The sequence below is a fragment of the Luteimonas huabeiensis HB2 genome, assembly GCF_000559025.1.
GTDB lineage: Bacteria > Pseudomonadota > Gammaproteobacteria > Xanthomonadales > Xanthomonadaceae > Luteimonas > Luteimonas huabeiensis.
Window position 1 is genome coordinate 220,750 of sequence record NZ_JAAN01000024.1, and the last position, 21,628, is coordinate 242,377.

Annotated in this window: 20 protein-coding genes; 16 read left to right on the forward strand and 4 right to left on the reverse strand. The window is 73.6% G+C overall.

Going from position 1 to position 21,628, the window contains the following annotated elements; all coding sequences use genetic code 11:
- The first annotated feature begins 19 nt into the window (after positions 1 to 19).
- The 8 genes from lpxD (at position 20) to Z164_RS0110720 (ending at position 10,079) form a co-directional block, all read left to right on the forward strand.
- Positions 20 to 1,051: a UDP-3-O-(3-hydroxymyristoyl)glucosamine N-acyltransferase gene (lpxD, locus tag Z164_RS0110685; protein ID WP_024890690.1), complete on the forward strand. Its 1,032-nt coding sequence runs from the start codon at positions 20 to 22 to the stop codon at positions 1,049 to 1,051.
- Positions 1,048 to 1,503 carry a 3-hydroxyacyl-ACP dehydratase FabZ gene (fabZ, locus tag Z164_RS0110690; protein WP_024890691.1) on the forward strand — a complete coding sequence of 152 codons (456 nt, stop codon included), beginning with the start codon at positions 1,048 to 1,050 and terminating at the stop codon, positions 1,501 to 1,503. Before lpxD ends, fabZ begins: the two co-directional genes overlap by 4 nt.
- 1 nt (position 1,504) lies before the next feature.
- Positions 1,505 to 2,293: an acyl-ACP--UDP-N-acetylglucosamine O-acyltransferase gene (gene lpxA, locus Z164_RS0110695; protein ID WP_024890692.1), complete on the forward strand. Its 789-nt coding sequence runs from the start codon at positions 1,505 to 1,507 to the stop codon at positions 2,291 to 2,293.
- A gap of 28 nt (positions 2,294 to 2,321) precedes the next feature.
- Complete coding sequence (gene lpxB / locus Z164_RS20380) at positions 2,322 to 3,548, forward strand: lipid-A-disaccharide synthase (protein WP_081770149.1); 1,227 nt, start codon at positions 2,322 to 2,324, stop codon at positions 3,546 to 3,548.
- A gap of 364 nt (positions 3,549 to 3,912) precedes the next feature.
- Positions 3,913 to 4,542 (forward strand): ribonuclease HII, encoded by a 630-nt coding sequence (locus tag Z164_RS0110705; protein WP_024890693.1) that lies wholly within the window; start codon positions 3,913 to 3,915, stop codon positions 4,540 to 4,542.
- Positions 4,543 to 4,655: 113 nt separating this feature from the next.
- Complete coding sequence (gene dnaE, locus Z164_RS0110710; protein ID WP_024890694.1) at positions 4,656 to 8,267, forward strand: DNA polymerase III subunit alpha; 3,612 nt, start codon at positions 4,656 to 4,658, stop codon at positions 8,265 to 8,267.
- An 88-nt stretch (positions 8,268 to 8,355) separates the two neighbouring features.
- Entirely contained in the window at positions 8,356 to 9,315 is a 960-nt protein-coding gene (locus Z164_RS0110715) for an acetyl-CoA carboxylase carboxyltransferase subunit alpha (protein ID WP_024890695.1), read from the forward strand.
- A gap of 23 nt (positions 9,316 to 9,338) precedes the next feature.
- The gene (locus Z164_RS0110720; RefSeq protein ID WP_024890696.1) at positions 9,339 to 10,079 is read left to right on the forward strand and encodes a tetratricopeptide repeat protein; all 741 of its coding nucleotides are present in this window, start codon (positions 9,339 to 9,341) and stop codon (positions 10,077 to 10,079) included.
- Between the two features lie 44 nt (positions 10,080 to 10,123).
- Here the strand turns inward: Z164_RS0110720 and Z164_RS0110725 are convergent, their stop codons facing one another.
- Entirely contained in the window at positions 10,124 to 11,185 is a 1,062-nt protein-coding gene (locus tag Z164_RS0110725) for an NADH:flavin oxidoreductase/NADH oxidase (protein ID WP_024890697.1), read from the reverse strand.
- Between the two features lie 109 nt (positions 11,186 to 11,294).
- Between Z164_RS0110725 and tilS the strand changes: the two genes are divergently transcribed.
- The 4 genes from tilS (at position 11,295) to Z164_RS0110745 (ending at position 14,569) form a co-directional block, all read left to right on the forward strand.
- Positions 11,295 to 12,611 carry a tRNA lysidine(34) synthetase TilS gene (gene tilS / locus Z164_RS0110730; RefSeq protein WP_024890698.1) on the forward strand — a complete coding sequence of 439 codons (1,317 nt, stop codon included), beginning with the start codon at positions 11,295 to 11,297 and terminating at the stop codon, positions 12,609 to 12,611.
- A gap of 103 nt (positions 12,612 to 12,714) precedes the next feature.
- Positions 12,715 to 13,332 (forward strand): hypothetical protein, encoded by a 618-nt coding sequence (locus Z164_RS0110735; protein ID WP_024890699.1) that lies wholly within the window; start codon positions 12,715 to 12,717, stop codon positions 13,330 to 13,332.
- 72 nt (positions 13,333 to 13,404) lie between these two features.
- Positions 13,405 to 13,680 carry an exodeoxyribonuclease VII small subunit gene (locus Z164_RS0110740; protein WP_024890700.1) on the forward strand — a complete coding sequence of 92 codons (276 nt, stop codon included), beginning with the start codon at positions 13,405 to 13,407 and terminating at the stop codon, positions 13,678 to 13,680.
- The gene (locus tag Z164_RS0110745) at positions 13,673 to 14,569 is read left to right on the forward strand and encodes a farnesyl diphosphate synthase (protein ID WP_024890701.1); all 897 of its coding nucleotides are present in this window, start codon (positions 13,673 to 13,675) and stop codon (positions 14,567 to 14,569) included. The genes Z164_RS0110740 and Z164_RS0110745 overlap by 8 nt, the downstream gene beginning before the upstream one ends.
- A 45-nt stretch (positions 14,570 to 14,614) precedes the next feature.
- On the opposite strand, the gene Z164_RS0110750 is transcribed toward Z164_RS0110745, so the two are convergent.
- Complete coding sequence (locus tag Z164_RS0110750; RefSeq protein WP_024890702.1) at positions 14,615 to 16,162, reverse strand: transglycosylase SLT domain-containing protein; 1,548 nt, start codon at positions 16,160 to 16,162, stop codon at positions 14,615 to 14,617.
- A gap of 137 nt (positions 16,163 to 16,299) precedes the next feature.
- Here Z164_RS0110750 and Z164_RS0110755 point away from each other — a divergent pair, with 137 nt between their 5' ends.
- From Z164_RS0110755 to greB, 3 genes are read left to right on the forward strand one after another with little or no spacing between them, the layout of a single operon-like run.
- On the forward strand, positions 16,300 to 17,808 hold the full coding sequence (locus Z164_RS0110755; protein ID WP_024890703.1) for a helicase HerA-like domain-containing protein: 1,509 nt from the start codon (positions 16,300 to 16,302) through the stop codon (positions 17,806 to 17,808).
- Between the two features lie 17 nt (positions 17,809 to 17,825).
- Positions 17,826 to 18,326 carry a copper resistance protein NlpE N-terminal domain-containing protein gene (locus tag Z164_RS21380; RefSeq protein WP_024890704.1) on the forward strand — a complete coding sequence of 167 codons (501 nt, stop codon included), beginning with the start codon at positions 17,826 to 17,828 and terminating at the stop codon, positions 18,324 to 18,326.
- A complete protein-coding gene (greB, locus tag Z164_RS0110765; RefSeq protein WP_024890705.1) occupies positions 18,326 to 18,838 on the forward strand; it encodes a transcription elongation factor GreB in 513 nt (170 codons plus the stop codon). The genes Z164_RS21380 and greB overlap by 1 nt, the downstream gene beginning before the upstream one ends.
- Before the next feature lie 20 nt (positions 18,839 to 18,858).
- Here greB and Z164_RS0110770 read toward each other — a convergent pair whose 3' ends face one another.
- Both Z164_RS0110770 and rimO read right to left on the reverse strand, forming a co-directional pair.
- Positions 18,859 to 19,386 (reverse strand): type 1 glutamine amidotransferase domain-containing protein, encoded by a 528-nt coding sequence (locus tag Z164_RS0110770; protein WP_024890706.1) that lies wholly within the window; start codon positions 19,384 to 19,386, stop codon positions 18,859 to 18,861.
- Positions 19,387 to 19,450: 64 nt separating this feature from the next.
- Entirely contained in the window at positions 19,451 to 20,836 is a 1,386-nt protein-coding gene (gene rimO, locus Z164_RS0110775) for a 30S ribosomal protein S12 methylthiotransferase RimO (protein ID WP_024890707.1), read from the reverse strand.
- Between the two features lie 116 nt (positions 20,837 to 20,952).
- Between rimO and Z164_RS0110780 the strand changes: the two genes are divergently transcribed.
- The gene (locus tag Z164_RS0110780; protein WP_024890708.1) at positions 20,953 to 21,624 is read left to right on the forward strand and encodes a dienelactone hydrolase family protein; all 672 of its coding nucleotides are present in this window, start codon (positions 20,953 to 20,955) and stop codon (positions 21,622 to 21,624) included.
- Positions 21,625 to 21,628: the final 4 nt, after the last annotated feature.

Genomic DNA, 21,628 nt, shown 5'->3' on the forward strand with positions numbered 1-21,628 from the left:
GCGCCCCGACCGGCCGACCGTGGCATCGTCCTCGCATACCGCCGCCGAGCTGGCGGAACGCTTCGGCCTGGCGCTGCGCGGCGACGGCGGCGTCGTCGTGCGCGGCGTCGCCCCGCTCGGGCGCGCCGGCGCCGACGAGCTGTCGTTCCTGTCCAACCCGCGCCTGCGCCCGCAACTGGCCGCCAGCGCCGCGGGCGTGGTGGTGCTGCGCGAGGCCGACGCCGAGGGCCATGCCGGCACCGTGCTGCTGGCCAAGGACCCTTACGTCGCCTACGCGAAGATCGCCGCGCTGTACGAGCCTCGCCTCGCGCATGCGCCGGGCATCCATCCCAGCGCGGTGGTCGATCCGAGCGCGCGCATCGATCCAGGCGCGGCGATCGGCCCGCACGTCTACGTCGGCCCGCGCAGCACGGTGGCCGCGGGCTGCAGCATCGGCCCGGGCTGCACGATCGGCGAGGACTGCCATCTGGACGTCGGCTGCGTGCTGGTCGCGCGGGTGACGCTGGACCGCCGCGTGCGCCTGGGCAAGCGGGTGCAGATCCAGCCCGGCGCCGTGCTCGGCGCGGAGGGCTTCGGCCTGGCGATGGAGGACGGACGCTGGATCAAGGTGCCGCAGCTCGGCGGCGTGGTCTGCGGCGACGACGTCGAGATCGGCGCCAACACCACCGTCGATCGCGGCGCGCTCGACGACACCGTGCTCGAGGACGGCGTGCGCCTGGACAACCTGATCCAGATCGCCCACAACGTCCACGTCGGCGCGCACACGGCGATGGCCGGCTGCGTGGGCGTGGCCGGCAGCACCCGCATCGGCCGCTACTGCATGATCGCGGGCAAGGTCGGCATTTCCGGCCACCTCGAGATCTGCGACCGCGTGCTGGTGCACGCGATGTCCATGGTCTCGGCTTCGATCGACGAGCCCGGCGAATACTCGTCGGGCATTCCGGCGATGGCCACCCGCGAGTGGCGTCGCAACGCCGTGCGCCTGCGGCAGCTCGACGCGCTCGCGCGGCGCGTGGGCGCGCTGGAGAAAGCACGAGAAGGACAAGCATGACCACTGGGGATTTCAAACTGCCGATCGAGCACGACGGCGTGCTCAAGCTGTTGCCGCATCGCTACCCGTTCCTGCTGATCGACCGCGTGGTCGCCTACGAACCGCGCGCCCGCGTGGTCTGCCACAAGAGCGTCAGCGGCAACGAGCAGTTCTTCCAGGGCCACTTCCCCGGCCGCCCGGTGATGCCCGGCGTGCTGGTGCTCGAGGCGCTGGCGCAGGCCGGCGGCATCCTCACCCACCTCGACCTGGGCGCCGACCATTGCGGCGAGCTGTCCTACCTGGTCAAGATCGACAAGGCCAAGTTCTCGCGCATGGTGCTGCCCGGCGACCGCCTGGAGCTGGAGGTCGGCGTGCGCCGCGAGATCCGCAACATGACCCTGTACGGCGGCGTGGCGCGCGTCGACGGGCGGGAGGTGGCCTGCGCCGAGATCCTGTGCGCGCGGGCGGCCTGACATGGCCGCCGCGACGCGCATCCACCCCACCGCCGTCGTCGATCCCGGCGCGCGGCTGGGCGAAGGCGTGGAGGTCGGCGCCTTCAGCCTGATCGGGCCGGAGGTCGAGATCGGCGACGGCACCCGCATCGGCCCCCACTGCAGCATCCAGGGCCCGGCGCGGATCGGCCGCGACAACCGCTTCCACGGCCACGCCGCGATCGGCGGCGAGCCCCAGGACAAGAAATTCCGCGGCGAGCGCGTGGACCTGACGATCGGCGATCGCAACGTGGTGCGCGAGTTCGTGACCGTCAACCGCGGCACCGGCGACGGCGGCGGCACCACCCGCATCGGCGACGACAACTGGCTGCTGGCCTACGTCCACGTCGCCCACGACTGCATCGTCGGCAGCCACTGCGTGTTCTCCAACAACGCCACCCTCGCCGGCCACGTCGAGATCGGCGACCACGTGATCCTCAGCGGCTTCGCCGGCATCCACCAGTTCTGCCGGATCGGCATGCACGCCTTCGTCGGCATGGGCGCCTTCGTCAACGGCGACGTGCCGCCCTTCGTGACCGTGGCCCAGGACGGCTACGGCCGCCCGCGCGGCATCAACAGCGAAGGCCTCAAGCGCCGCGGCTTCGATGCCGAGCGCCTGGCCGCGATCAAGCGCGCCTACCGCGCGCTGTACGTCTCCGGCGCGCCGCTGGAGGAGGCGCGCGCCAAGCTGGCGGAGCTTGCCGCCGGCAGCGACGACGTCCGCGCCCTGCTGGAATTCGTCGAGACCGCCCGGCGCCCCTTGCTAAGATGAACGTCCCGGCCGCGGACTCCGCCCGAACGTGAACAGCGCCACGCAGACCACGACGGCCCCGGCCCCGACCCTTCCCGACATCCCGCTCCCCGCACCGGCGGGGCAGGCGCCGCGCTTCGCGCTGGTGGCCGGCGAGGCCTCGGGCGACCAGCTCGGCGCCGGCCTGGTCCACGCGCTGCGCCAGCGCTTCCCGCAGGCGGTCTTCGTCGGCGTCGGCGGCGACGCCATGCGCCGCGCCGGCGTGGACACCTGGCACGACGCCTCCGAGCTCGCGGTGATGGGGCTGGCCGAGGTGCTGGCCCACCTGCCGCGATTGCTGAAGCTGCGCACGCGCCTGCAGCAACGGCTGCTGGCCTGGCGGCCGGACGTGTTCATCGGCATCGACGCGCCGGACTTCAACCTCGGCCTGGAACGCCGCCTCAAGCAGCGCGGCCTGCGCACGGTGCACTACGTGAGCCCCTCGGTGTGGGCCTGGCGGCGCGGTCGCGCCGCGCGCATCGGCCGCAGCGCCGACCGCGTGCTGTGCCTGTTCCCGATGGAGCCGCCCATCTACGCCGACTATGGCGTCGATGCCCGCTTCGTCGGCCACCCCATGGCCGACGAAATGCCGCTGCAACCCGACCGTCGCGGCGCGCGGCAGCGCCTCGGCCTGCCGCGGCCGGCGCAGGTGCTGGCGGTGCTGCCCGGCTCGCGCCTGGGCGAGATCGAGCGCCTGGGCCAGGTCTTCCTCGACGCCGCCGCCCGGGTCGCCGCGGCCGTGCCGGGCCTGCGCGTGGTGGTGCCGGCGGCCAACCCGGCCTGCCGGCAGGCGCTGGAGGCGCTGGCCGCCGACTCGCCGCTGCGCGGCGAAGCGCTGCAGATCCTCGACGGCCGCGCGCGCGAGGCGATGACCGCCGCAGACGCAGTGCTGATCGCCTCCGGCACCGCCACCCTCGAGGGCCTGCTGGCGAAGCGTCCGATGGTGGTCGGCTACCGGGTCTCGCGCGCCACCGCCGCCATCGTGCGCGCGCTCGGCCTGCTCAAGGTGGACACCTACTCGCTGCCCAACGTGCTCGCCGGAACGCGCCTGGTGCCGGAACTGGTGCAGGAGGACTGCACCCCGGAGCGGCTCGCCGCCGCCGTGCTCGGCTACCTGCAGGATCCCGCCGCCGCCGCCGCGCTGGAGCCGCGCTTCGCCGAGATCCACCGCACCCTGCGCCGCGACGCCTCCGCGCGCGCCGCCGACGTGGTCGAGACGCTGATCGTGCGACGCTAGGCCGAATCGACATTCGGCTTGCAGCGTCGAAGTTTCCCCTCCCGCCATGCGGCGGCATGTCATCCTTTTTTCCCGCAAGCGGGACCATTTTGTCCCTTCTCCCGCAAGCGGAGCGATGCTGTTCCTTCTCCCGCGAGCGGGCTCATGTCGCCCCTTCTCTTGCGGGGGAAGGAAAAAAACGGAGTGCTCCCCGCTTGCGGGGGAGGGAAAAAACAGCATGCCCCCCCGCAAGCGGGGAACGGATCGCCTTTGCGCGCTGAATGTCGATACGGCCCAAGTCCATCGGCGGCCGCCTTGCCGCCCCCGCTCCCCGCCGCTACCCTGCGCGCATGCTTCGCGCCCCCGACCTCCGCCGAGCCGCCCCGTGAGCGAGTGGATCGCAGGCGTCGACGAGGCCGGCCGCGGCCCGCTGGCGGGACCGGTGGTGGTGGCGGCGGTGGTGTTCGATCCCGCGCGCCCGCGCATCAACGGCCTCGACGACTCCAAGCGGCTGACGCCGCGGCGCCGCGAGACGCTGTATGCGCGCATCGTCGATCGCGCGCTGGCCTACAGCATCGTGTTCGTGGACGCCGACGAGATCGATCGCCTCAACATCTTCCAGGCGACGATGCAGGGCATGCGCCAGGCGCTGGAAGCGGCCACCGCCTCGCTCGACCGCACGCGCTGCACGGCGCGCGTGGACGGCAACCACCTGCCGCGCGCGCTGCCCTGCCGCGCCGAGGCCTGGGTCGGCGGCGATGCCCGCGACCGGGCGATCATGGCCGCGTCGATCCTGGCCAAGGTCGCCCGCGACCGCGCCATGGTCGACCTGCATGCGCACCACCCCGTCTACGGCTTCGACGCCCACAAGGGCTACTCCACGCCCATGCACCTGGCGGCCCTGCGCGAGCACGGGCCCTGCCCGGCGCACCGGCGCAGCTTCGCGCCCGTGCGCGAGGCGCTGGCGCCAGCCGCCACCTGCACCGACCTGTTCGCCACGCCCGCCTTCGCCTGACGCGATACGCGACCACCGGCGCGGTCGGGGGCCTGGCCGCCTACCGCCGGCTGTCAAGTCTTGTCCGCCCCGCCCCCCGGCCCTACCCTGCCGGCTGACGCGATGCCCGTCCGATGTCCAGCCGCTTCGTTCATCTTCACCTGCACAGCGAGTTCTCGCTCGCCGACTCGACGATCCGCATCCCGCAGCTGGTCGCGCGTTGCGCTGCACTGAACCAGCCGGCGCTCGCGGTCACCGACCGCAACAACCTGTTCGCGCTGGTGGGCTTCTACCGCAAGGCCGAGAGCGCCGGCCTCAAGCCGATCGCCGGCGCCGACGTGATGGTCGCCGCCGGCGACGAGCCGGCCTGGCCGGTCACCCTGCTGTGCCGCAACCGCCAGGGCTACCTCAATCTCTCGCGCCTGCTCACGCGCGCCTGGATGGAAGGCCACCGCAACGACGGCGTGGTGGTGCGCCCGGAGTGGGTGCAGGCGGCCTCCGGCGACCTGTTCGCGCTGCTCGGCCGCCACACCGAGGCCGGGCGCCTGGCCGCGGCCGGCAAGCACGAGATCGCCTTGCACTGGCTGGCCGACTGGCAGCGCGCCTTCGACGACCGCCTGCACCTGGAACTCACCCGCACCGGCCGCGACGGCGAGGACGCGTTCAACGACTTCGCCCTGCACGCCGCCTCCGTGCGCGGCATCCCGGTGGTGGCCAGCAACGACGTGCGCTTCCTCGACGCCGACGGCTTCGAGGCGCACGAGGCGCGCGTGTGCATCGCCTCCGGCCGCGTGCTCGACGATCCGAAGCGGCCGCGCGACTACAGCCGCGAGCAGTACCTGAAGTCCAGCGAGGAAATGGCGGAGCTGTTCGCCGACGTCCCCGACGCGCTCGACAACACCGTGGCGCTGGCGCAGCGCTGCAACATGGAACTGAGCCTGGGCACCTACCACCTGCCGCAGTTCCCGGTGCCCGACGACCACACCCTGGACAGCTGGATCCGCCGCGAGGCGCGCGCGGGCCTGGAGGAGCGGCTGGCGAAGTACCCGCTGGCCCCGGGGCACACCCGCGAGAGCTATTTCGAGCGCCTGGACACCGAGCTCGACGTCATCGTCAAGATGGGGTTCCCGGGCTACTTCCTGATCGTGTCCGACTTCATCCGCTGGGCCAAGGAACACGACATCCCGGTCGGGCCGGGCCGCGGCTCCGGCGCCGGCTCGCTGGTGGCCTGGGCGCTGAAGATCACCGACCTCGATCCGCTGCCCTACGACCTGCTGTTCGAGCGCTTCCTCAATCCCGAGCGCGTGTCGATGCCGGACTTCGACATCGACTTCTGCATGGACCGGCGCGACGAGGTCATCGACTACGTCGCCGCGAAGTACGGCCGCGACCGGGTCAGCCAGATCATCACCTACGGCACCATGGCCGCGAAGGCGGTGGTGCGCGACGTCGGCCGCGTGCTCGGCTACCCCTACGGCATGGTCGACGGCATCGCCAAGCTGGTGCCCAACGTGCTGGGCATCTCGCTGTCCGACGCGCTGGGCCGCACCGAGAAATCGCGCAGCGACGAGGCCTGGCGCTCGGGCGAGCTGATCCAACGCTACCAGGAGGAGGACGAGGTCCGCGACCTCATCGACCTGGCGCTGCAGCTCGAGGACCTGACCCGCAACGCCGGCAAGCACGCCGGCGGCGTGGTCATCGCGCCCTCGCCGCTGTCCGACTTCTGCCCGCTGTTCGCCGAACACGACCAGGACGGACGCGGCAAGAACCCGGTCACCCAGTTCGACAAGGACGACGTCGAGGCCGTCGGCCTGGTGAAGTTCGACTTCCTCGGCCTGCGCACGCTGACCATCATCGACTGGGCGGTGAAGGCGATCAACAGGAACAGAGACCAGGGTCCGGAGGCCAGAGACCAGGGCCATGCGCCTCCCTCCCCGGCCCCCGGCCCCTGGCCCCTGGCCTCCGCGCCCCTCGACATCTCCGCGATCCCGCTCGACGACCCGGCGACCTACGCGCTGTTCGCGCGCGGCGATACGGTGGCGGTGTTCCAGTTCGAATCGCGCGGCATGCGCGAGCTGCTCAAGCGCGCCAAGCCGGACCGCTTCGAGGATCTCATCGCGTTGAACTCGCTGTTCCGGCCGGGCCCGATGGACCTGATCCCGGACTTCATCGAGCGCAAGCACGGCCGCGCCGAGGTGGTGTATCCGCACCCGCTCCTGGAGCCCGTGCTCGCGCCGACCTACGGCGTGGTGGTCTACCAGGAGCAGGTCATGCAGACCGCGCAGGTCCTGGCCGGCTACTCGCTGGGCGGCGCCGACCTGCTGCGCCGGGCGATGGGCAAGAAGAAGGTCGAGGAGATGGCCAAGGAGCGGGCCAAGTTCGAGGCCGGCGCCCGCGAGACCCACGGCATCGAGCCGAACGTGTCCGGCCCGATCTTCGACCTGCTGGAGAAGTTCGCCGGCTACGGCTTCAACAAGTCGCACGCCGCGGCCTACTCGCTGGTCGCCTACCAGACCGCGTGGCTGAAGGTGCACTACCCGGCCGAGTTCATGGCCGCGGTGCTGTCCTCGGACATGGACAGCACCGAGAAGGTGGTCGGCTTCCTCGACGAGGCGCGCGCCCTGGGCCTGGACGTGCTGCCGCCCGACGTCAACGCCTCGGCCTACATGTTCGAGGCCAAGGCCCCCGAGCCCGGCCCCGACGGCGCGCCGCGGCGCGGCACCATCCGCTACGGCCTCGGCGCGGTGAAGGGCGTGGGCCGCGGCGCCTGCGAGGCGATCGCCGCCGAGCGCGAGCGCGGCGGCCCGTTCGTCGACCTGCTGGACTTCTGCCGTCGCTGCGAGACCGCGCGCCTCAACCGCCGCACCCTGGAGGCGCTGATCCAGGCCGGCGCGCTCGACGCGCTGGGCAAGAACCGCGCCTCGCTGATGCTGCAGCTGCCGGAGGTGCTCAAGGCCTGCGAGCAGCTCGCGCGCGAGCGCGACGCCGGGCAGGTGTCGCTGTTCGGCGGCCCCTCGGAATCCGCGCCGATCCACATCGAGCTGCCCGAGACCGAGGAATGGCCGCTGGCGCAGGTGCTGGCCGGCGAGCGCGAGACGCTGGGGCATTTCCTCAGCGGCCATCCGATCGATCCCTACCGGCAGGAACTGCAGGCGCTGCTCGGCCACGATCTCGGCCAGCTCGACGCGGTGTGGGCCGCGCGCCCGGACTCCGGGCGCGGCGGCTGGCGCCCGGAAGTGCCGGCGATCGTCGCCGGGCTGGTGGTCGGCATGCGCAAGCGCGGCGACGCCCAGGCCTTCGTGCAGCTGGAGGACGGCCGCGGCCGCCTGGAGTGCGCGTTCTTCGCCGAGGCCTGGCAGGAGTTCGCGCCGCTGCTGACCCGCGACCGGATCCTGATCGTGGAGGGCGGGCTGCGCGAGGACGAATTCAGCGGCGGCTTCGCGCTGCGCGCGCGCCGCGCCTGGGACTACCAGCAGCTGTGCCCGCAGATCGCCAAGCGGCTGGCCCTGCGCCTGGACCTGCGCGTGCCGGGCCTGCTGCAGCGGGTGGAGCGCCTGCTCGACGGCCACCGCCCCGGCCAGACCCCGCTGCGCTACGACCTGGTGGTGCCCGCCGGCGCCGCCGGGACGCTGGATCTGAACGGCACCCGCAGCGTGCGCGTGGAGGCCGACCTGATCGGCGCGCTGCGCGCCCAGCCCGGCGTCGAGGTGAAGCTCTCGCTGTCGCGCCCCTGGGCCAGCGCCTAGGATTCCGGGCCGCGGCCCGTACCGCCACGCACGGCCCGCCGCGCCGCTTCGCGCTAGACTGCACCGCTTTACCCGGCCGCATCCGCCGATGAATCCGAACTACCTCGATTTCGAACAACCCATCGCCGATCTCGAAGCGAAGATCCAGGAACTGCGCCAGGCCAGCGCGGGGCCGGCGGTGGACGTGGACAACGAGGTCCACGCGCTGCAGGAGAAGCTGCGCAAGCGCACCGCGCAGATCTTCCGCGACCTCTCGCCTTGGCAGGTCTCGCAGCTGGCCCGCCACCCGGCGCGGCCCTACACCGCCGACTACGTCCGCATCCTCTGCGACGAGTTCCAGGAACTGGCCGGCGACCGCGCCTACGCCGACGATCCGGCCATCGTCGGCGGCCTGGGCCGCATCGGCGGGCGCAGCGTGATGATCGTCGGCCACCAGAAGGGCCGCGACACCAAGTCCAAGGTGCGCCGCAACTTCGGCATGCCGCGCCCGGAGGGCTACCGCAAGGCGCTGCGGCTGATGAAGATGGCCGAGCGCTTCGGCCTGCCGCTGCTCACCTTCATCGACACCCCCGGCGCCTATCCCGGCATCGGCGCCGAGGAGCGCGGGCAATCGGAGGCGATCGCGCGCAACCTGATGGAGATGGCCGAGCTGAAGACGCCGATCGTGTGCACCGTCATCGGCGAAGGCGGCTCCGGCGGCGCGCTGGCGATCGGCGTCGGCGACCGCACGCTGATGCTGGAATACAGCACCTATTCGGTGATCTCGCCGGAAGGCTGCGCCTCGATCCTGTGGAAGGACGCCGGCAAGGCCAAGGACGCCGCCGAGCAGCTCGGCCTCACCGCGCGCCGCCTGCACGCCCTGGGACTGGTCGACAAGGTGGTGCGCGAGCCGATCGGCGGCGCCCACCGCAACCCGCGGCAGACCGCGATCCGGCTGAAGTCGGTGCTGCTCAACGAGCTCGACGCGCTGCAGGCGCTGCCGATCCCGGAACTGCTGGAACGCCGCTACCAGCGCCTGCGCGGCTACGGCGCCTACGAAGGCCGCTGAGACCCCGTTCCGAGGAACATGCCATGCATCCGCTGATCGTCCTGTCGGTGCTGCTGCAGATCGGCTGCGCGGTGCACGTGGTGCGCACCGGCCGGCCGCTGTACTGGATCTTCATCCTGCTGATCGGCTCCTACATCGGCGTGCTGATCTACCTGGTCGCCGCGGTGCTGCCGGACATGCGCCATTCGCCCGGCGCCAACCGCATCGCGCGCAACGCCCGCGACGCCATCGACCCCGGCCGGCACCGCCGCCGCGCCGAGCGCCAACTCGAGATCGCCGACACCCAGGACAACCGCCGCCGGCTGGCCGAACAGGCGCTGCACGACGGCGACTACGCGCAGGCCGACGCGCTGTACGACAAGGCGCTGAGCGGCCTGTACGCCACCGACCCGACGCTGATGCTCGGCCGCGCGCAGGCGCAGTTCGGGCTCGGCCGGCCCGAGCGCACCCGCGAGATCCTGAACGCGCTGATCGCCGCCAACCCCGACTTCCGTTCCGCGGAGGGCCACCTGCTCTACGCGCGCGCGGTCGAGGCCTGCGGCGACCACGCCGCGGCCGTGGAGGAGTACGAGGCGCTGGTGCAAGGCTACCCGGGCGAGGAAGCGCGCGTGCGCTACGGGCAGATGCTCGAGCGCATGGGCGAGCGCGAGCGCGCCGAGGCCCAGTTCCGCGAGGCGCTACGCCGCGCCGACCTGGCGCCCGCGCACTACCGCCGCGCCCAGCGCGAATGGCTGCAGGTCGCCCGCAACGCGCTGCGGGCGTAGACGCGCGCGGGCGCGCTCCTGCGGCTGATCCGCGTCGGCCGCCCTCACCAGCCGCGCAGGTACTGCGGCGGCGTCGGCGGCTCGACGCCGAGCGCCTGCGCCGCATGCGCGGCGAAGTACGGATCGCGCAGGAACGCGCGGCCGGCCAGCACCAGGTCGGCGTCGCCCGCGGCCACCACGGCCTCGGCCTGCTGCGCGGTCTCGATCAGCCCGACCGCGCCGGTGGCGATGCCGGCCTCGGCGCGGACGCGCCGCGCGAACGGCACCTGGTAGCCCGGCCCGACCTCGATCCGCTGCGCCGGATCCAGGCCGCCGCTGGAGACGTCGATCAGGTCCACGCCCAACGGCGCCAGCCGGCGCGCGAGTTCCACGCTCTGGTCCACGTCCCAGCCGCCTTCCACCCAGTCGGTGGCCGACAGCCGCACCCACAGCGGCAGCCGGTCGGGCCACACCTCGCGCACCGCGGCCACGACCTCCAGCAGCAAGCGCGCGCGCCCGTCGAAATCGCCGCCGTAGCGGTCCTCGCGCCGGTTGGACAGCGGCGACAGGAACTGGTGCAGCAGGTAGCCGTGCGCGGCGTGCACCTCGGCGATCTCGAAGCCGGCCGCCAGCGCGCGCCGCGCGGCCTGGCGGAAATCGTCGACGACCTTGGCGATGCCGGCCTCGTCGAGGGCCTGCGGCCGCGGATGGAGGTCGTCGTACGCCAGGGCCGACGGCGCCACCACCGTCCAGCCGCCCTCGCCCGGCGGCACCGCGCCGCGCCCGAGCCAGGGCGCGTAGGTGCTGGCCTTGCGCCCGGCGTGCGCCAGCTGCACCGCGGGGACCGCGCCGTTGGCGCGCACGAACGCGGCGATGCGCGCCCACGCCTCCGCCTGGGCATCGTTCCACAGCCCGGTGTCCTCGGGCGAGATACGGCCTTCGGGCGACACCGCCGTGGCCTCCGCCACCACCGCGCCCGCGCCCCCCACCGCGCGGCTGCCCAGGTGCACCAGATGCCAGTCGCCGGGCAGGCCGTCGCGCGCGCTGTACTGGCACATGGGCGAGACGACGAGGCGATTGCGCAGGGTCAGCGAACGTTGCGCGAAAGGCTGGAACAGGACGCTCATGACGGACTCCATGTGGAACTCGTGGGGGACCGCAATGTAGGGGCGCGCCTGCGCGCTGCGTAGCGGCGCCGACGGATCGCTGCATTGCAGCGCGTGGCACCATGCGCGCATGGCCGCGCCCGACCTGCCCCTGATCCCGCCGCGATCGCCCGGCCCGGTGCTGGCGGCCTACAGCGGCGGGCTGGATTCGACCGTGTTGCTGCATCGCCTGGCATCGGACCCGGCGCTGCGCGCGCGCGGACTGCGCGCGGTGCACGTGCACCACGGCCTGCAGGCGGACGCGGACGACTGGGCGACGCACTGCGCGAACACCTGCGCCGCGCTCGGGATCGCGCTCGACGTCCGCCGCATCCGCATCGAGGACCCGCACGGCCTGGGACCGGAAGCGGCCGCGCGCGAGGCGCGCCACGGCGTGTTCCAGGCGCTGCTGCGGCCCGGCGAGGTGCTGGCGCTGGCGCACCATCGCGACGACCAGGCCGAGACCTTCCTGCTGCGCGCGCTGCGCGCCTCCGGCGTCGATGGCCTCGCGGCGATGGCGCCTTGGCGCGCCTGCGGACCCGGCTGGCTGTGGCGGCCGCTGCTCGACACGCCGCACGCGGCGCTGCGCGACTGGGCGCTGGCGCGCGGCCTGCGCTGGATCGAGGACCCCAGCAACGCCGGCAGCGATCCCGATCGCAACTTCCTGCGCCACGAGGTGCTGCCGCGCCTGCACGCACGCTGGCCGCAAGCCGCCGCGGCGCTCGCCCGCAGCGCCGCGCTGGCCGCGCAGGCGCGCACGCTGCTCGACGACGAGGACGCGATGGCGCTGGCCGGCGCGCGCGGCGCCGATCCGGCCGTGCTGCGCATCGAGGCGTTGCGCGCGCTGCCGCCCGCGCGGCGCGCACGGGTGCTCAGGCGCTGGATCGCCGACTGCGCCCTGCCGCCGCTGCCGGCCGCGGGCGTGGACCGGATCGAGTCCAGCCTGCTGACCGCAGGGCCCGACGCCGCCGCCCGCTTCGAGTGGGCCGGCGCGCGCGTGCGGCGCTGGCGCGGCCTGCTCCACGCCGCGCCGGTGCGGCCGCCGCTGCCGGCCGCGTTCTCGGCCGCGTGGGACGGCCGGCAGCCGCTGCGCCTGCCCACCGGCGACCTGCTCGCGCTGGAAGACGATGGCGATGCGCCCGGCTTCGACGCGCCGCTGCGCGTGCATGCGCGACGCGGCGGCGAGCGCCTGCGCCTGCCCGGCCGCGCGCACCGCCACGCGCTCAAGGACGTGCTGCAAGCGCTCGGCGTACCGCCCTGGGAACGCGAGCGGTTGCCGCTGCTCTCCGACGCGGCCGGCGACCTGCTCGCCGCCGGCGACCTGGTCTACGCGGCGCATTTCGACGCCTGGCTGCGCGCGCGCCGGGCTCGGCTGCGCTGGCGGCCCGCAGCGCATGCCGCCACCTGATCCACCGCGCCGCGCTAACATGGCGCCCGGCGCCGGCCACGCGCCACAGGGGGGCCATGCCGGCACGGCGGGCCGACATCGACCCGCACGCGAGGACACACGCATGAGCACCGCTTCCGATCCGGCGCCCCGAGCTGCGCCCAACACCGCCGGCCGCGCCGCCTGGGTGTGCCTGGCGCTGGCCTGGCTGGCATTCCTGCTGCCGTTTCCCGGCCTGGGGCTGTTCGTGGGCTGGCCGTTGAACCTGGTCGCGTTCGTGCTGGCCATCGTCGCCATGTCCGCACGCGGCGCCGGCGCCGGGCTGTGGCCGCTGCTGGCCTCGCTGATCGTGTCCCCGGTGGTGTACTTCATCGGCCTGGCGGTGCTGGCCGGCGCCATCGTGGTCGGCGCGGCCGAGTCGTCGCGCCAGGCGGAAACCGCGCGGCCCGCCGCGAGCGAGCAGGCGGTCGCGATCGATGCGCAGGCGCTGCAGGCGGCCTACGACGCCGACCCCGCGCGCTTCCGGGGCCGCTCGCTGCGGATCGAGGGCGTCGTCGAACGCGTCGCGGCGGACGGCGCGCAGGCGCCGTCGGTCTGGCTCGAGACCGGCGACGGTTCGCCGCCGCTGCGCGCCGACGGCCTGTCCGCGGCGGCCGCCGCGCGTCTTTCCGCCGGCCAGCGCGTCGTGCTCGTGTGCATCGGCGCCGCGGCGGCCTCGGTGCGCGACTGCCGCATCGACTGAAGCCGCGCGCCCTGAGCGGGCCGGCGGGCGAAGATCCGCCCCAGCTCGCGCGCCACGGCCTAGAATGTCCGCATGGCCGACAACAAGACCCGCGACGCCGCCGCAGCCCCCTCGCCGGTGGCCGACTTCGAGCATTCGCTCGCGCAGCTCGAGGAACTCGTCGAGCGCATGGAGCACGGCGAGATGAGCCTGGAGGCCTCCCTGGCCGCCTACGAGCGCGGCGTCGGCCTGTACCGGCACTGCCAGCAGGCGCTGGAACAGGCCGAGCAGCGCGTGCGCCTGCTCAGCGATCCCGCCCGCCCCGACGCCGCCGAGCCCTTCCCGCCCGCCGGCGCCGACGATGCCTGAGGGTGGCGCCGTCGTCGGGGCGCGCTTCGAGGCGTGGCGACGGCGCAGCGATGCCGCGCTCGCCGATGCGCTGGACACCGTGGCGGCCGCCGAGCCGCGCCTGCGCGCGGCGATGCGGCACGCCGCGCTGCTGGGCGGCAAGCGCATGCGGCCGTTGCTGGTCTACGCCAGCGGCGACCTGTTCGGGCTGGACGAGGTCGCGCTCGATGCCGCGGCGGCCGCGGTGGAGCTGGTGCACGCCTACTCGCTGGTGCACGACGACCTGCCGGCGATGGACGACGACGCCCTGCGCCGCGGCCAGCCCACCGTGCACGTCGCCTTCGACGAGGCCACCGCGATCCTCTGCGGCGACGCCCTGCAGGCGCTGGCGTTCGGCCTGCTGGCGGCCGCGCCGCAGCCGGCGCCGGCGCGGGTGGAGATGATCCGGGAACTGGCCACCGCGGCCGGCGCCTGCGGCATGTGCGGCGGCCAGGCGCTCGATCTGGCCGCGACCGGCGCGGGCGGCATCGACCTTCCCCGGCTCGAGCGCCTGCACGCGCTCAAGACCGGCGCGCTGCTGCGCGCGGCGGTGCGGCTGGGTGCGCTGGCGGCCGGGGCCGGCGCCGAGGCGCGCGCGCAGCTGGACCGCTACGCCGCCGCGCTCGGGCTCGCCTTCCAGATCCGCGACGACCTGCTCGACATCGAGGCCGACAGCGCCACCCTGGGCAAGACCGCCGGCAAGGACATCGCGCAGGACAAGGCCACCTTTCCCGCGCTGCTGGGCGCCGACGCCTCGCGCGCGCGGCTGCGCGCGCTGGCCGCCGAGATGGACGCGGCGCTCGCCGGGTTCGGCCCGCGCGCCGCGGCGCTGGGCGCCCTGGGTCGGCTGGCGATCGACCGCGGGCACTGAACCGCCTCCCGAATGGGTGCGGCGGACGGTCGGGCGGCGATCCGCTCAGCGGCCGCAGCCTTCGAGGACCAGTTCCTGGCCCGGCCGGATCGCGTAGCCGGGCGCGCGCACGCCGTTGGCCTGCGCCAACGCGCGCAGGCTGCAGCCGTAGCGCTGCGCGATGCGGCCCAGCGTCTCGCCACGGCCCACCCGGTGCCGGCGCGCGGGCGCCGGCGCGGGCGTTGCGGGCGCTGCGCTCGTCGCCGTGGCGGGCACCGTCTGCACCGGGCCGGTACGCACCACGGCGGTCGCGGGATCGGTGCGCACCAGTTCGTGGGCGAGTTCCGCGCGCGGGCCGCGCAGGCACCAGCGGTTGTACAGGCCCACCATGCGCTGGGTGGCGTTGAGCCGCGCGCCGGCGGGCAGCAGGTCGTCCGCGCGGTAGCGCGGGTTGAGGTTGCGCAGCACGCGCATGTAGCCGCTGGGCGAACCCTGGCTGCCCAGGCAGATGGTCAGTTCGTAGATCGAGGCCGGCTTCTGCAGCACCAGCGTCGCCGGCCGCGGGTCCACGCGCGGGAACTCCAGTCCGTAGCGCCGGGGATGCAGGAACAGCCAGGCCGCGGCGATCACCATCGGCACGTAGTCGCGGGTCTCCGGCGGAAACTGGCTGTAGACCGCCTCGTCCCAGAAATTGCCGCCGGCGCTGGCGTTGAAGACCCGGCGCGCGCGCCCCTCGCCGCCGTTGTAGCCGGCCAGGGCCAGTTCGATGTTGCGGTTGAGCTCGGCCAGCCGCTCGTTGAGGTAGGCCGAGCTGGCCTGCGCCGCGGCGTAGGGATCGTAGCGGGTGTCGAAGCCGGTGGCGTCCGGCCCCAGGCCGAAGCGGCGCCCGGTGGCGTACATGAACTGCATCGGCCCGGCCGCGCCCGCGCGCGAGGTCGAGTGGACGCGCCCGTTCGATTCCTTGGCCAGGATGCCGAACAGCAGCGCCTCCGGCAGGCCGGCGCGCTCGAAATGCGGCCACATCAGGTGGCGCATGTACTGGTAGTTCTCGTAGCTGGTCAGCAGCGCCGGCCGCATGTCGGTCAGCCAGCGGCGGATGCCTTCCTGCACCGCCGGATTGAACTGCACCATGTCGGCGAAGCGCTGGCCGTCGGTGAGCAGCGAGGCCGCGCGCGCGGCCTCGGGCACGTCGGCGCCGAAGTGGGTGCCCATGCCGTCGGGATCGGGATCGAAGGGGTCGAACGGCTCCGTATCCTCGCCCTCCGGCGGGCTGGCCGAATCGGCGCCGGCCTTCAGCAGGCGCTTGAAGGTGGTGGCGAACTGCGCGGTCTGGCAGCCGCGCTGGCGGTCGCATTCGACCATGATGTCTTCCATGTCCTCCAGCGCGGCGTCGCCCTCGGCGGCCGCACCGGGCTCCTCGTTGCGGACCTTGACCATGGCCTCCCGATAGCGCAGTTCCGCCTGCTCCATGCGCTGCTGCAGCGCTTCGACAGCGGCGCGGTCGCGGCGCGACTGCGCCGAGGCATCGGGGGCGGCGCACAGCAGACTTAGGGCGGCGAGCGCCAGGCCGAACGGCGCGGCGCAGGAACGGGAACGTGGGGGAAATGAGGTCATGCGCGCGGGCCGGACGACGGGAGCGGCAGGGTAGCGGCGGGGTCCGCGCGGAGGCAACCCGGCGACGTGGCCGGCCGCTGTCGCTCAAAGCCGCGCCGCAGCCTCTAGAATCCCACCATCCGATGCCAGGAGCGCTCATGGACCCGATACTCGTCGGCCGATCGATCACCGCGCAGGGCGACGGCGCGCCGGTGACGCTGCTGCCGCGCTACGGCAACCGCCATGGCCTGGTCGCCGGCGCCACCGGCACCGGCAAGACCGTCACCCTGATGACCCTGGCCGAAGGCTTCTCGCGCGCCGGGGTGCCGGTGTTCCTGGCCGACGTGAAGGGCGACGTGGCAGGCCTGGCCGTGGCCGGCAGCGAGGACGCCAAGCTGCGCGAGCGCGCCGCGCGCATCGGCGTGCCGGACTACCGCCCCGAGGGCAATCCGACCCTCTTCTGGGACCTGTACGGCAAGCTCGGCCACCCGGTGCGCACCACGGTCAGCGAGATGGGGCCGGTGCTGCTGTCGCGCATCCTCGAGCTCAACGACACCCAGGCCGGGGTGCTCGACGTCGCCTTCAAGCTGGCCGACGACCGCGGCCTGCTGCTGCTCGATCTCGACGACCTGCGCGCCCTGCTCGGGCTGGTGGCCGAGGAGCGCAAGGCGATTTCGGCGGAGTACGGCCTGGTCAACGCGCAGTCGGTGGCGGCGATCCAGCGCGCGCTGCTGCGGCTGGCCCAGGACGGCGGCGAAGCCTTCTTCGGCGAGCCCGCGCTGGAGCTCAACGACCTCATGCGCGTGGATACGCAGGGACGCGGGGTGATCGGCATCCTCGCCGCCGACCAGTTGGTGCTCAAGCCGCGCCTGTACTCGACCTTCCTGCTGTGGCTGCTCTCGGAACTGTTCGAGACCCTGCCCGAGGTCGGCGACCTGGACAAGCCGAAACTGGTGTTCGTGTTCGACGAAGCGCACCTGCTGTTCAAGGACGCGCCGGCGGCGCTGCGGCAGCGCATCGAGCAGGTGGTGCGCATCATCCGCTCCAAGGGCGTGGGCGTGTACTTCTGCTCGCAGTTCCCCGACGACGTGCCCGACGAGATCCTGGGCCAGCTCGGCAACCGCGTGCAGCACGCGCTGCGCGCGTTCACCCCGCGCGACCAGAAGGCCGTGCGCACCGCCGCGGAGACCTTCGTCGCCAACCCCGGGCTCGACGTGGCCGCCACGATCTCCACGCTGGGGACCGGCGAGGCGCTGGTTTCCACCCTGCAGGACCCGCCCGGCGGCGGCCGCGGCGTGCCAATGCCGGTCGAGCGCACGCTGATCGCCCCGCCGCGCTGCCGGATGGGCGCGATCGGCGAGGACGAGCGCCGCCGCGTGCGCGACGGCAGCCCGGTCGGGACGAAGTACGACACCGCGGTGAACCGCGAGTCCGCCGCCGAGCTGCTGGCGCGGCGGGCGCAGGCGCAGTCCGCGCAGGCCGACGCGCCCGCCGCGAAGCCCGCCGAGCCCGACGGCGACGGCATCGGCGGCCGCCTCAGGGACTGGCTATTCGGCACCAAGCGCCGCCAGGGCATCCTGGAAGCTTCGAGCAAGCAGGCCGCGCGCACGATCACCAACCAGATCGTGCGCGGGGTGCTCGGCGGCATCCTCGGCGGCCGGCGCTGAGGCGCGGAGGAGCGTCCATGATCCCGCGACGTCCGAACGGTCTGGCCCTCCTGCTCGCACTGTCCGCGCTCGGTCAGGCCGGCTGCGATCGCGAGGTCGCGACCGAGACGGCAGCCGCCGATGCCCCGCCCGTCTCGGCAGCCGACCGCGCTGCCGCCGATGCGCAAGCCGAAGTCGGGATCGAGGCCGCGGCTACTGCGATCGCGCAAGTCAGCGGCACCTTCGCCGGCACCCTGCCCTGCGCGGACTGCGCCGGCATCGAGACCACGCTGCGGCTGCACGCCGACGGCGGCTACGACCTGATCGAGCGCCGCGCCGGCGAAGCCGAGGCCGATACGCACCACGGCGTCTGGTTCGTCAGCGACGACGGCCGCGCGATCCTGATCGCCAGCGACGCCGATGCCGGCGACCACCACATCTTCGAATGGCAGGGCGACGACGCGCTGCGGCTGCTGGCGCCCGCGGCCGACCGCGCGGGCGCCGGCGAATCCGCCCACCTGCTGCGCAGGACCGAGTGATGGCGCGCTGGCGACCGCCCGCGGAGTCCGGCACCGCGCTGATCACGCGCGAAGGCCACGACCGGCTCAAGCGCGAGCTGGACGAGCTGTGGCGCGTGCGGCGCCCGGAGGTGGTGCGCGCGCTGGCCGCGGCCGCGGCCGAGGGCGACCGCTCCGAGAACGCGGAGTACACCTACCGCAAGAAGCAGCTGGGCGAGATCGACCGCCGCGTGCGCTACCTGAGCAAGCGGCTGGAGCGGCTGAGGGTGGTGGACGAGGCCCCGGCCGACCCGCAGGCGGTGTTCTTCGGCGCGTGGGTCGAGCTGGAACGGATCGACAACGGCGAGCGCGACCGCTACCGCATCGTCGGCCCGGACGAGACCGATGCGCGCGAGGGCCTGATCAGCATCGATTCGCCGCTGGCGCGCGCGCTGCTGCGCAAGCGCATCGACGACGAGGTGGAGGCGATGCTGCCGGCCGGGCCGGCCACCTACCTCGTCGTCGACGTGCGCTACGCGGCGCCTGCGGACTGACCGCCGCCGGCCGCCGCGCGTCAGCGCAGCGCGGCGATCACCGCCTCGGAGAACGCCGGGATGTCGTCCGGCTTGCGGCTGGTGATGAGGTGGCCGTCGGTGACCACCTCGGCGTCCTTCCAGCGCGCGCCGGCATTCTCCAGGTCGGTGCGGATGGACGCGTACGAGGTCAGCTCTCGGCCCTTGGCCGCGCCGGATTCCGCCAGCAGCCACGGCCCGTGGCAGATCGCCGCCAGCGGCTTGCCGGCCCGGTCGAAGGCCTTCACGAACGCCACCGCCGCGGGCTCGGCGCGCAGCGTGTCGGGATTGATCACGCCGCCGGGCAGCACCAGGGCATCGTAGTCCTCGGGATTGGCCTGGTCGAGCACGACATCGACGGGCACGGTATCGCCCCAGTCCTTCTCCTTCCAGCCGCGGATCTCGCCGGCCTTCGGCGACACCACGTCCACCTGGAAGCCGGCCTCCTTCAGCCGCTTGCGCGGTTCCAGCAGTTCGGACTGCTCGTAGCCATCGGTCGCCAGGATCGCGACCCGCTTGCCTTTCGTCATGATGGGCGCTCCAACGTTCGGGGGAGCGCGCAGCCTCGCGCAGGCCGGGTCGCCCCGCCGTGAATCACCCGGCGTCGACGACCGGCAGCCCCAAGGCCCCGACCTCGCCGTAGAGGTCGTGCTCGTCGCTGCCGAGGATGCGCACGTCGGCGAAGTCGCCCGGGCGCAGGCCGGCCGCGGCGCCGTCCTGGATCTGCACCAGGCCGTCGATCTCCGGCGCGTCGGCCCGCGAGCGCGCCAGGGCCAGCTCGCCGTCGATCGCGTCCACCAGGCAGCGCTGCACGCTGCCCACCTTCGCTTCCAGCCGCGCCGCCGAGATCGCCGCCTGCCGCTCCATGAAGCGCGCCAGCCGCTCCTGCTTGACCGCCTCGTCCACCGGATCGGGCAGCGCGTTGGCCGCCGCGCCGTCCACCGGGGAGTAGGCGAAGGCGCCGACGCGGTCGAGCTGGGCTTCGTCGAGGAAGTCCAGCAGCGCCTCGAACTCGGCCTCGGTCTCGCCCGGGAAGCCGACGATGAAGGTCGACCGGATCGTGAGTTCCGGGCAGATCGCGCGCCAGCGCTGGATGCGCTCGAGGGTGCGATCGACCGCGCCGGGGCGCTTCATCAGCTTGAGGATGCGCGGGCTGGCGTGCTGGAACGGGATGTCCAGGTACGGCAGCAACCGGCCCTCGGCCATCAGCGGGATCGCCTCGTCCACGTGCGGATACGGGTACACGTAGTGCAGCCGCGTCCACACCCCCAGTTCGGACAGTCCCTCGCACAGCGCCTTCATCCGCGTCGGGTAGGCGCGGCCGCGCCACTCGCGCTCGGCATAGCGCAGGTCCACGCCGTAGGCCGAGGTGTCCTGGGAGATCACCAGCAGCTCGCGCACCCCGCCGCGCACCAGCCGCTCGGCCTCGCGCAGCACCTCGTCGACCGGGCGCGAGACCAGGTCGCCGCGCATGGACGGGATGATGCAGAAGCTGCAACGGTGGTTGCAGCCCTCGGAGATCTTCAGGTAGGCGTAGTGCTTCGGGGTCAGCTTGACGCCGATGTCGTCGGCCGCCGCGCGGCGCGGCACCAGGTCCACGAAGGGATCGTGCCGGGTCGGCGCGGCGGCATGCACCGCCGACATCACGCTGGCGTAGTCCTGCGGGCCGCTGATCGACAGCACCTCCGGGTGCGCCTCGCGGATCAGCGCCTCGCGCTTGCCCAGGCAGCCGGTGACGATCACCCGGCCGTTCTCGGCCAGCGCCTCGCCGATGGCCTCGAGCGATTCGTCGACCGCGGCGTCGATGAAGCCGCAGGTGTTGACCACCACCACGTCGGCATCGTCGTAGCTGGGCACGATGTCGTAGCCCTCGACCCTGAGCTGGCTCAGGATGCGCTCGGAATCGACCAGCGCCTTGGGGCAGCCGAGGCTGACGAATCCGACCCGGGGGCCGGCGGGCCGGGGAGAGGTGGCGGGCATGCGTACGGGGGGTGTGCGGCGCGGCCGGCCATTGTACCGGGCCCCCGCGCGGGGTGCCGCGGAGGGCGGCGCGTGGCAGGATGGCCCCGGACACGCACCCGACCAGGAGACTCCGCATGGGCCGAGACATCGCCATTCCGAGCCCCCACGGCACGATCGAAGGCTGGCGCGCCGACCCGCCGGACGCGCCGCCGCGCGCCGGACTGGTCGTGGTGCAGGAGATCTTCGGCGTCAATCCGCACATGCGCAGCGTGGTCGAGCGCTACGCGGCCGAGGGCTTCAGCGCGATCGCACCGGCGATGTTCGACCCGATCGAGCGCCACGTCGAACTCGACTACGGCGAGGCCGGCTTCGCCCGCGGCCGCGAGCTCGCCGCCGCGCTCGGCTTCGACCGTGCGGTGGACGTGGTCGCGGCCGCGGCCCGGGTACTGCAGGAGGACGGGCTGAAGGTCGGCGTGGTCGGCTTCTGCTGGGGCGGCAGCGTCGCCTACCTGGCCGCGACCCGGCTCGGCCTGCCGGCGGTCAGCTACTACGGCGCACGGACGGTGCCGTTCCTGGACGAGCCGTTGCGCGCGCCGATGCTGTTCCATTTCGGCGCGCTCGACGCCAGCATCCCGGAGGCCGACATCCAGCGCCACCGCGAGCGCCAGCCCGGGGCCGAACTGTACGTCTACGCCGATGCCGGCCATGCCTTCAACCGCGACGTCGACCCGCGCCACTACGCGCCCGCCGCCGCCGCGCTGGCGCACCAGCGCACGCTGGCCTTCCTGCAGCGCGCGCTGGCCTGACGGA

Bases quoted from the DNA above. Each gene is read 5' to 3' on its own strand.
- fabZ (WP_024890691.1), top strand. From the start codon at position 1,048: ATGACCACTGGGGATTTCAAACTGCCGATCGAGCACGACGGCGTGCTC.
- lpxA (WP_024890692.1), top strand. From the start codon at position 1,505: ATGGCCGCCGCGACGCGCATCCACCCCACCGCCGTCGTCGATCCCGGC.
- dnaE (WP_024890694.1), top strand. From the start codon at position 4,656: ATGTCCAGCCGCTTCGTTCATCTTCACCTGCACAGCGAGTTCTCGCTC.
- Z164_RS0110715 (WP_024890695.1), top strand. From the start codon at position 8,356: ATGAATCCGAACTACCTCGATTTCGAACAACCCATCGCCGATCTCGAA.
- Z164_RS0110720 (WP_024890696.1), top strand. From the start codon at position 9,339: ATGCATCCGCTGATCGTCCTGTCGGTGCTGCTGCAGATCGGCTGCGCG.
- Z164_RS0110725 (WP_024890697.1), bottom strand. From the start codon at position 11,185: ATGAGCGTCCTGTTCCAGCCTTTCGCGCAACGTTCGCTGACCCTGCGC.
- tilS (WP_024890698.1), top strand. From the start codon at position 11,295: ATGGCCGCGCCCGACCTGCCCCTGATCCCGCCGCGATCGCCCGGCCCG.
- Z164_RS0110735 (WP_024890699.1), top strand. From the start codon at position 12,715: ATGAGCACCGCTTCCGATCCGGCGCCCCGAGCTGCGCCCAACACCGCC.
- Z164_RS0110740 (WP_024890700.1), top strand. From the start codon at position 13,405: ATGGCCGACAACAAGACCCGCGACGCCGCCGCAGCCCCCTCGCCGGTG.
- Z164_RS0110745 (WP_024890701.1), top strand. From the start codon at position 13,673: ATGCCTGAGGGTGGCGCCGTCGTCGGGGCGCGCTTCGAGGCGTGGCGA.
- Z164_RS0110750 (WP_024890702.1), bottom strand. From the start codon at position 16,162: ATGACCTCATTTCCCCCACGTTCCCGTTCCTGCGCCGCGCCGTTCGGC.
- Z164_RS0110755 (WP_024890703.1), top strand. From the start codon at position 16,300: ATGGACCCGATACTCGTCGGCCGATCGATCACCGCGCAGGGCGACGGC.
- Z164_RS21380 (WP_024890704.1), top strand. From the start codon at position 17,826: ATGATCCCGCGACGTCCGAACGGTCTGGCCCTCCTGCTCGCACTGTCC.
- greB (WP_024890705.1), top strand. From the start codon at position 18,326: ATGGCGCGCTGGCGACCGCCCGCGGAGTCCGGCACCGCGCTGATCACG.
- Z164_RS0110770 (WP_024890706.1), bottom strand. From the start codon at position 19,386: ATGACGAAAGGCAAGCGGGTCGCGATCCTGGCGACCGATGGCTACGAG.
- rimO (WP_024890707.1), bottom strand. From the start codon at position 20,836: ATGCCCGCCACCTCTCCCCGGCCCGCCGGCCCCCGGGTCGGATTCGTC.
- Z164_RS0110780 (WP_024890708.1), top strand. From the start codon at position 20,953: ATGGGCCGAGACATCGCCATTCCGAGCCCCCACGGCACGATCGAAGGC.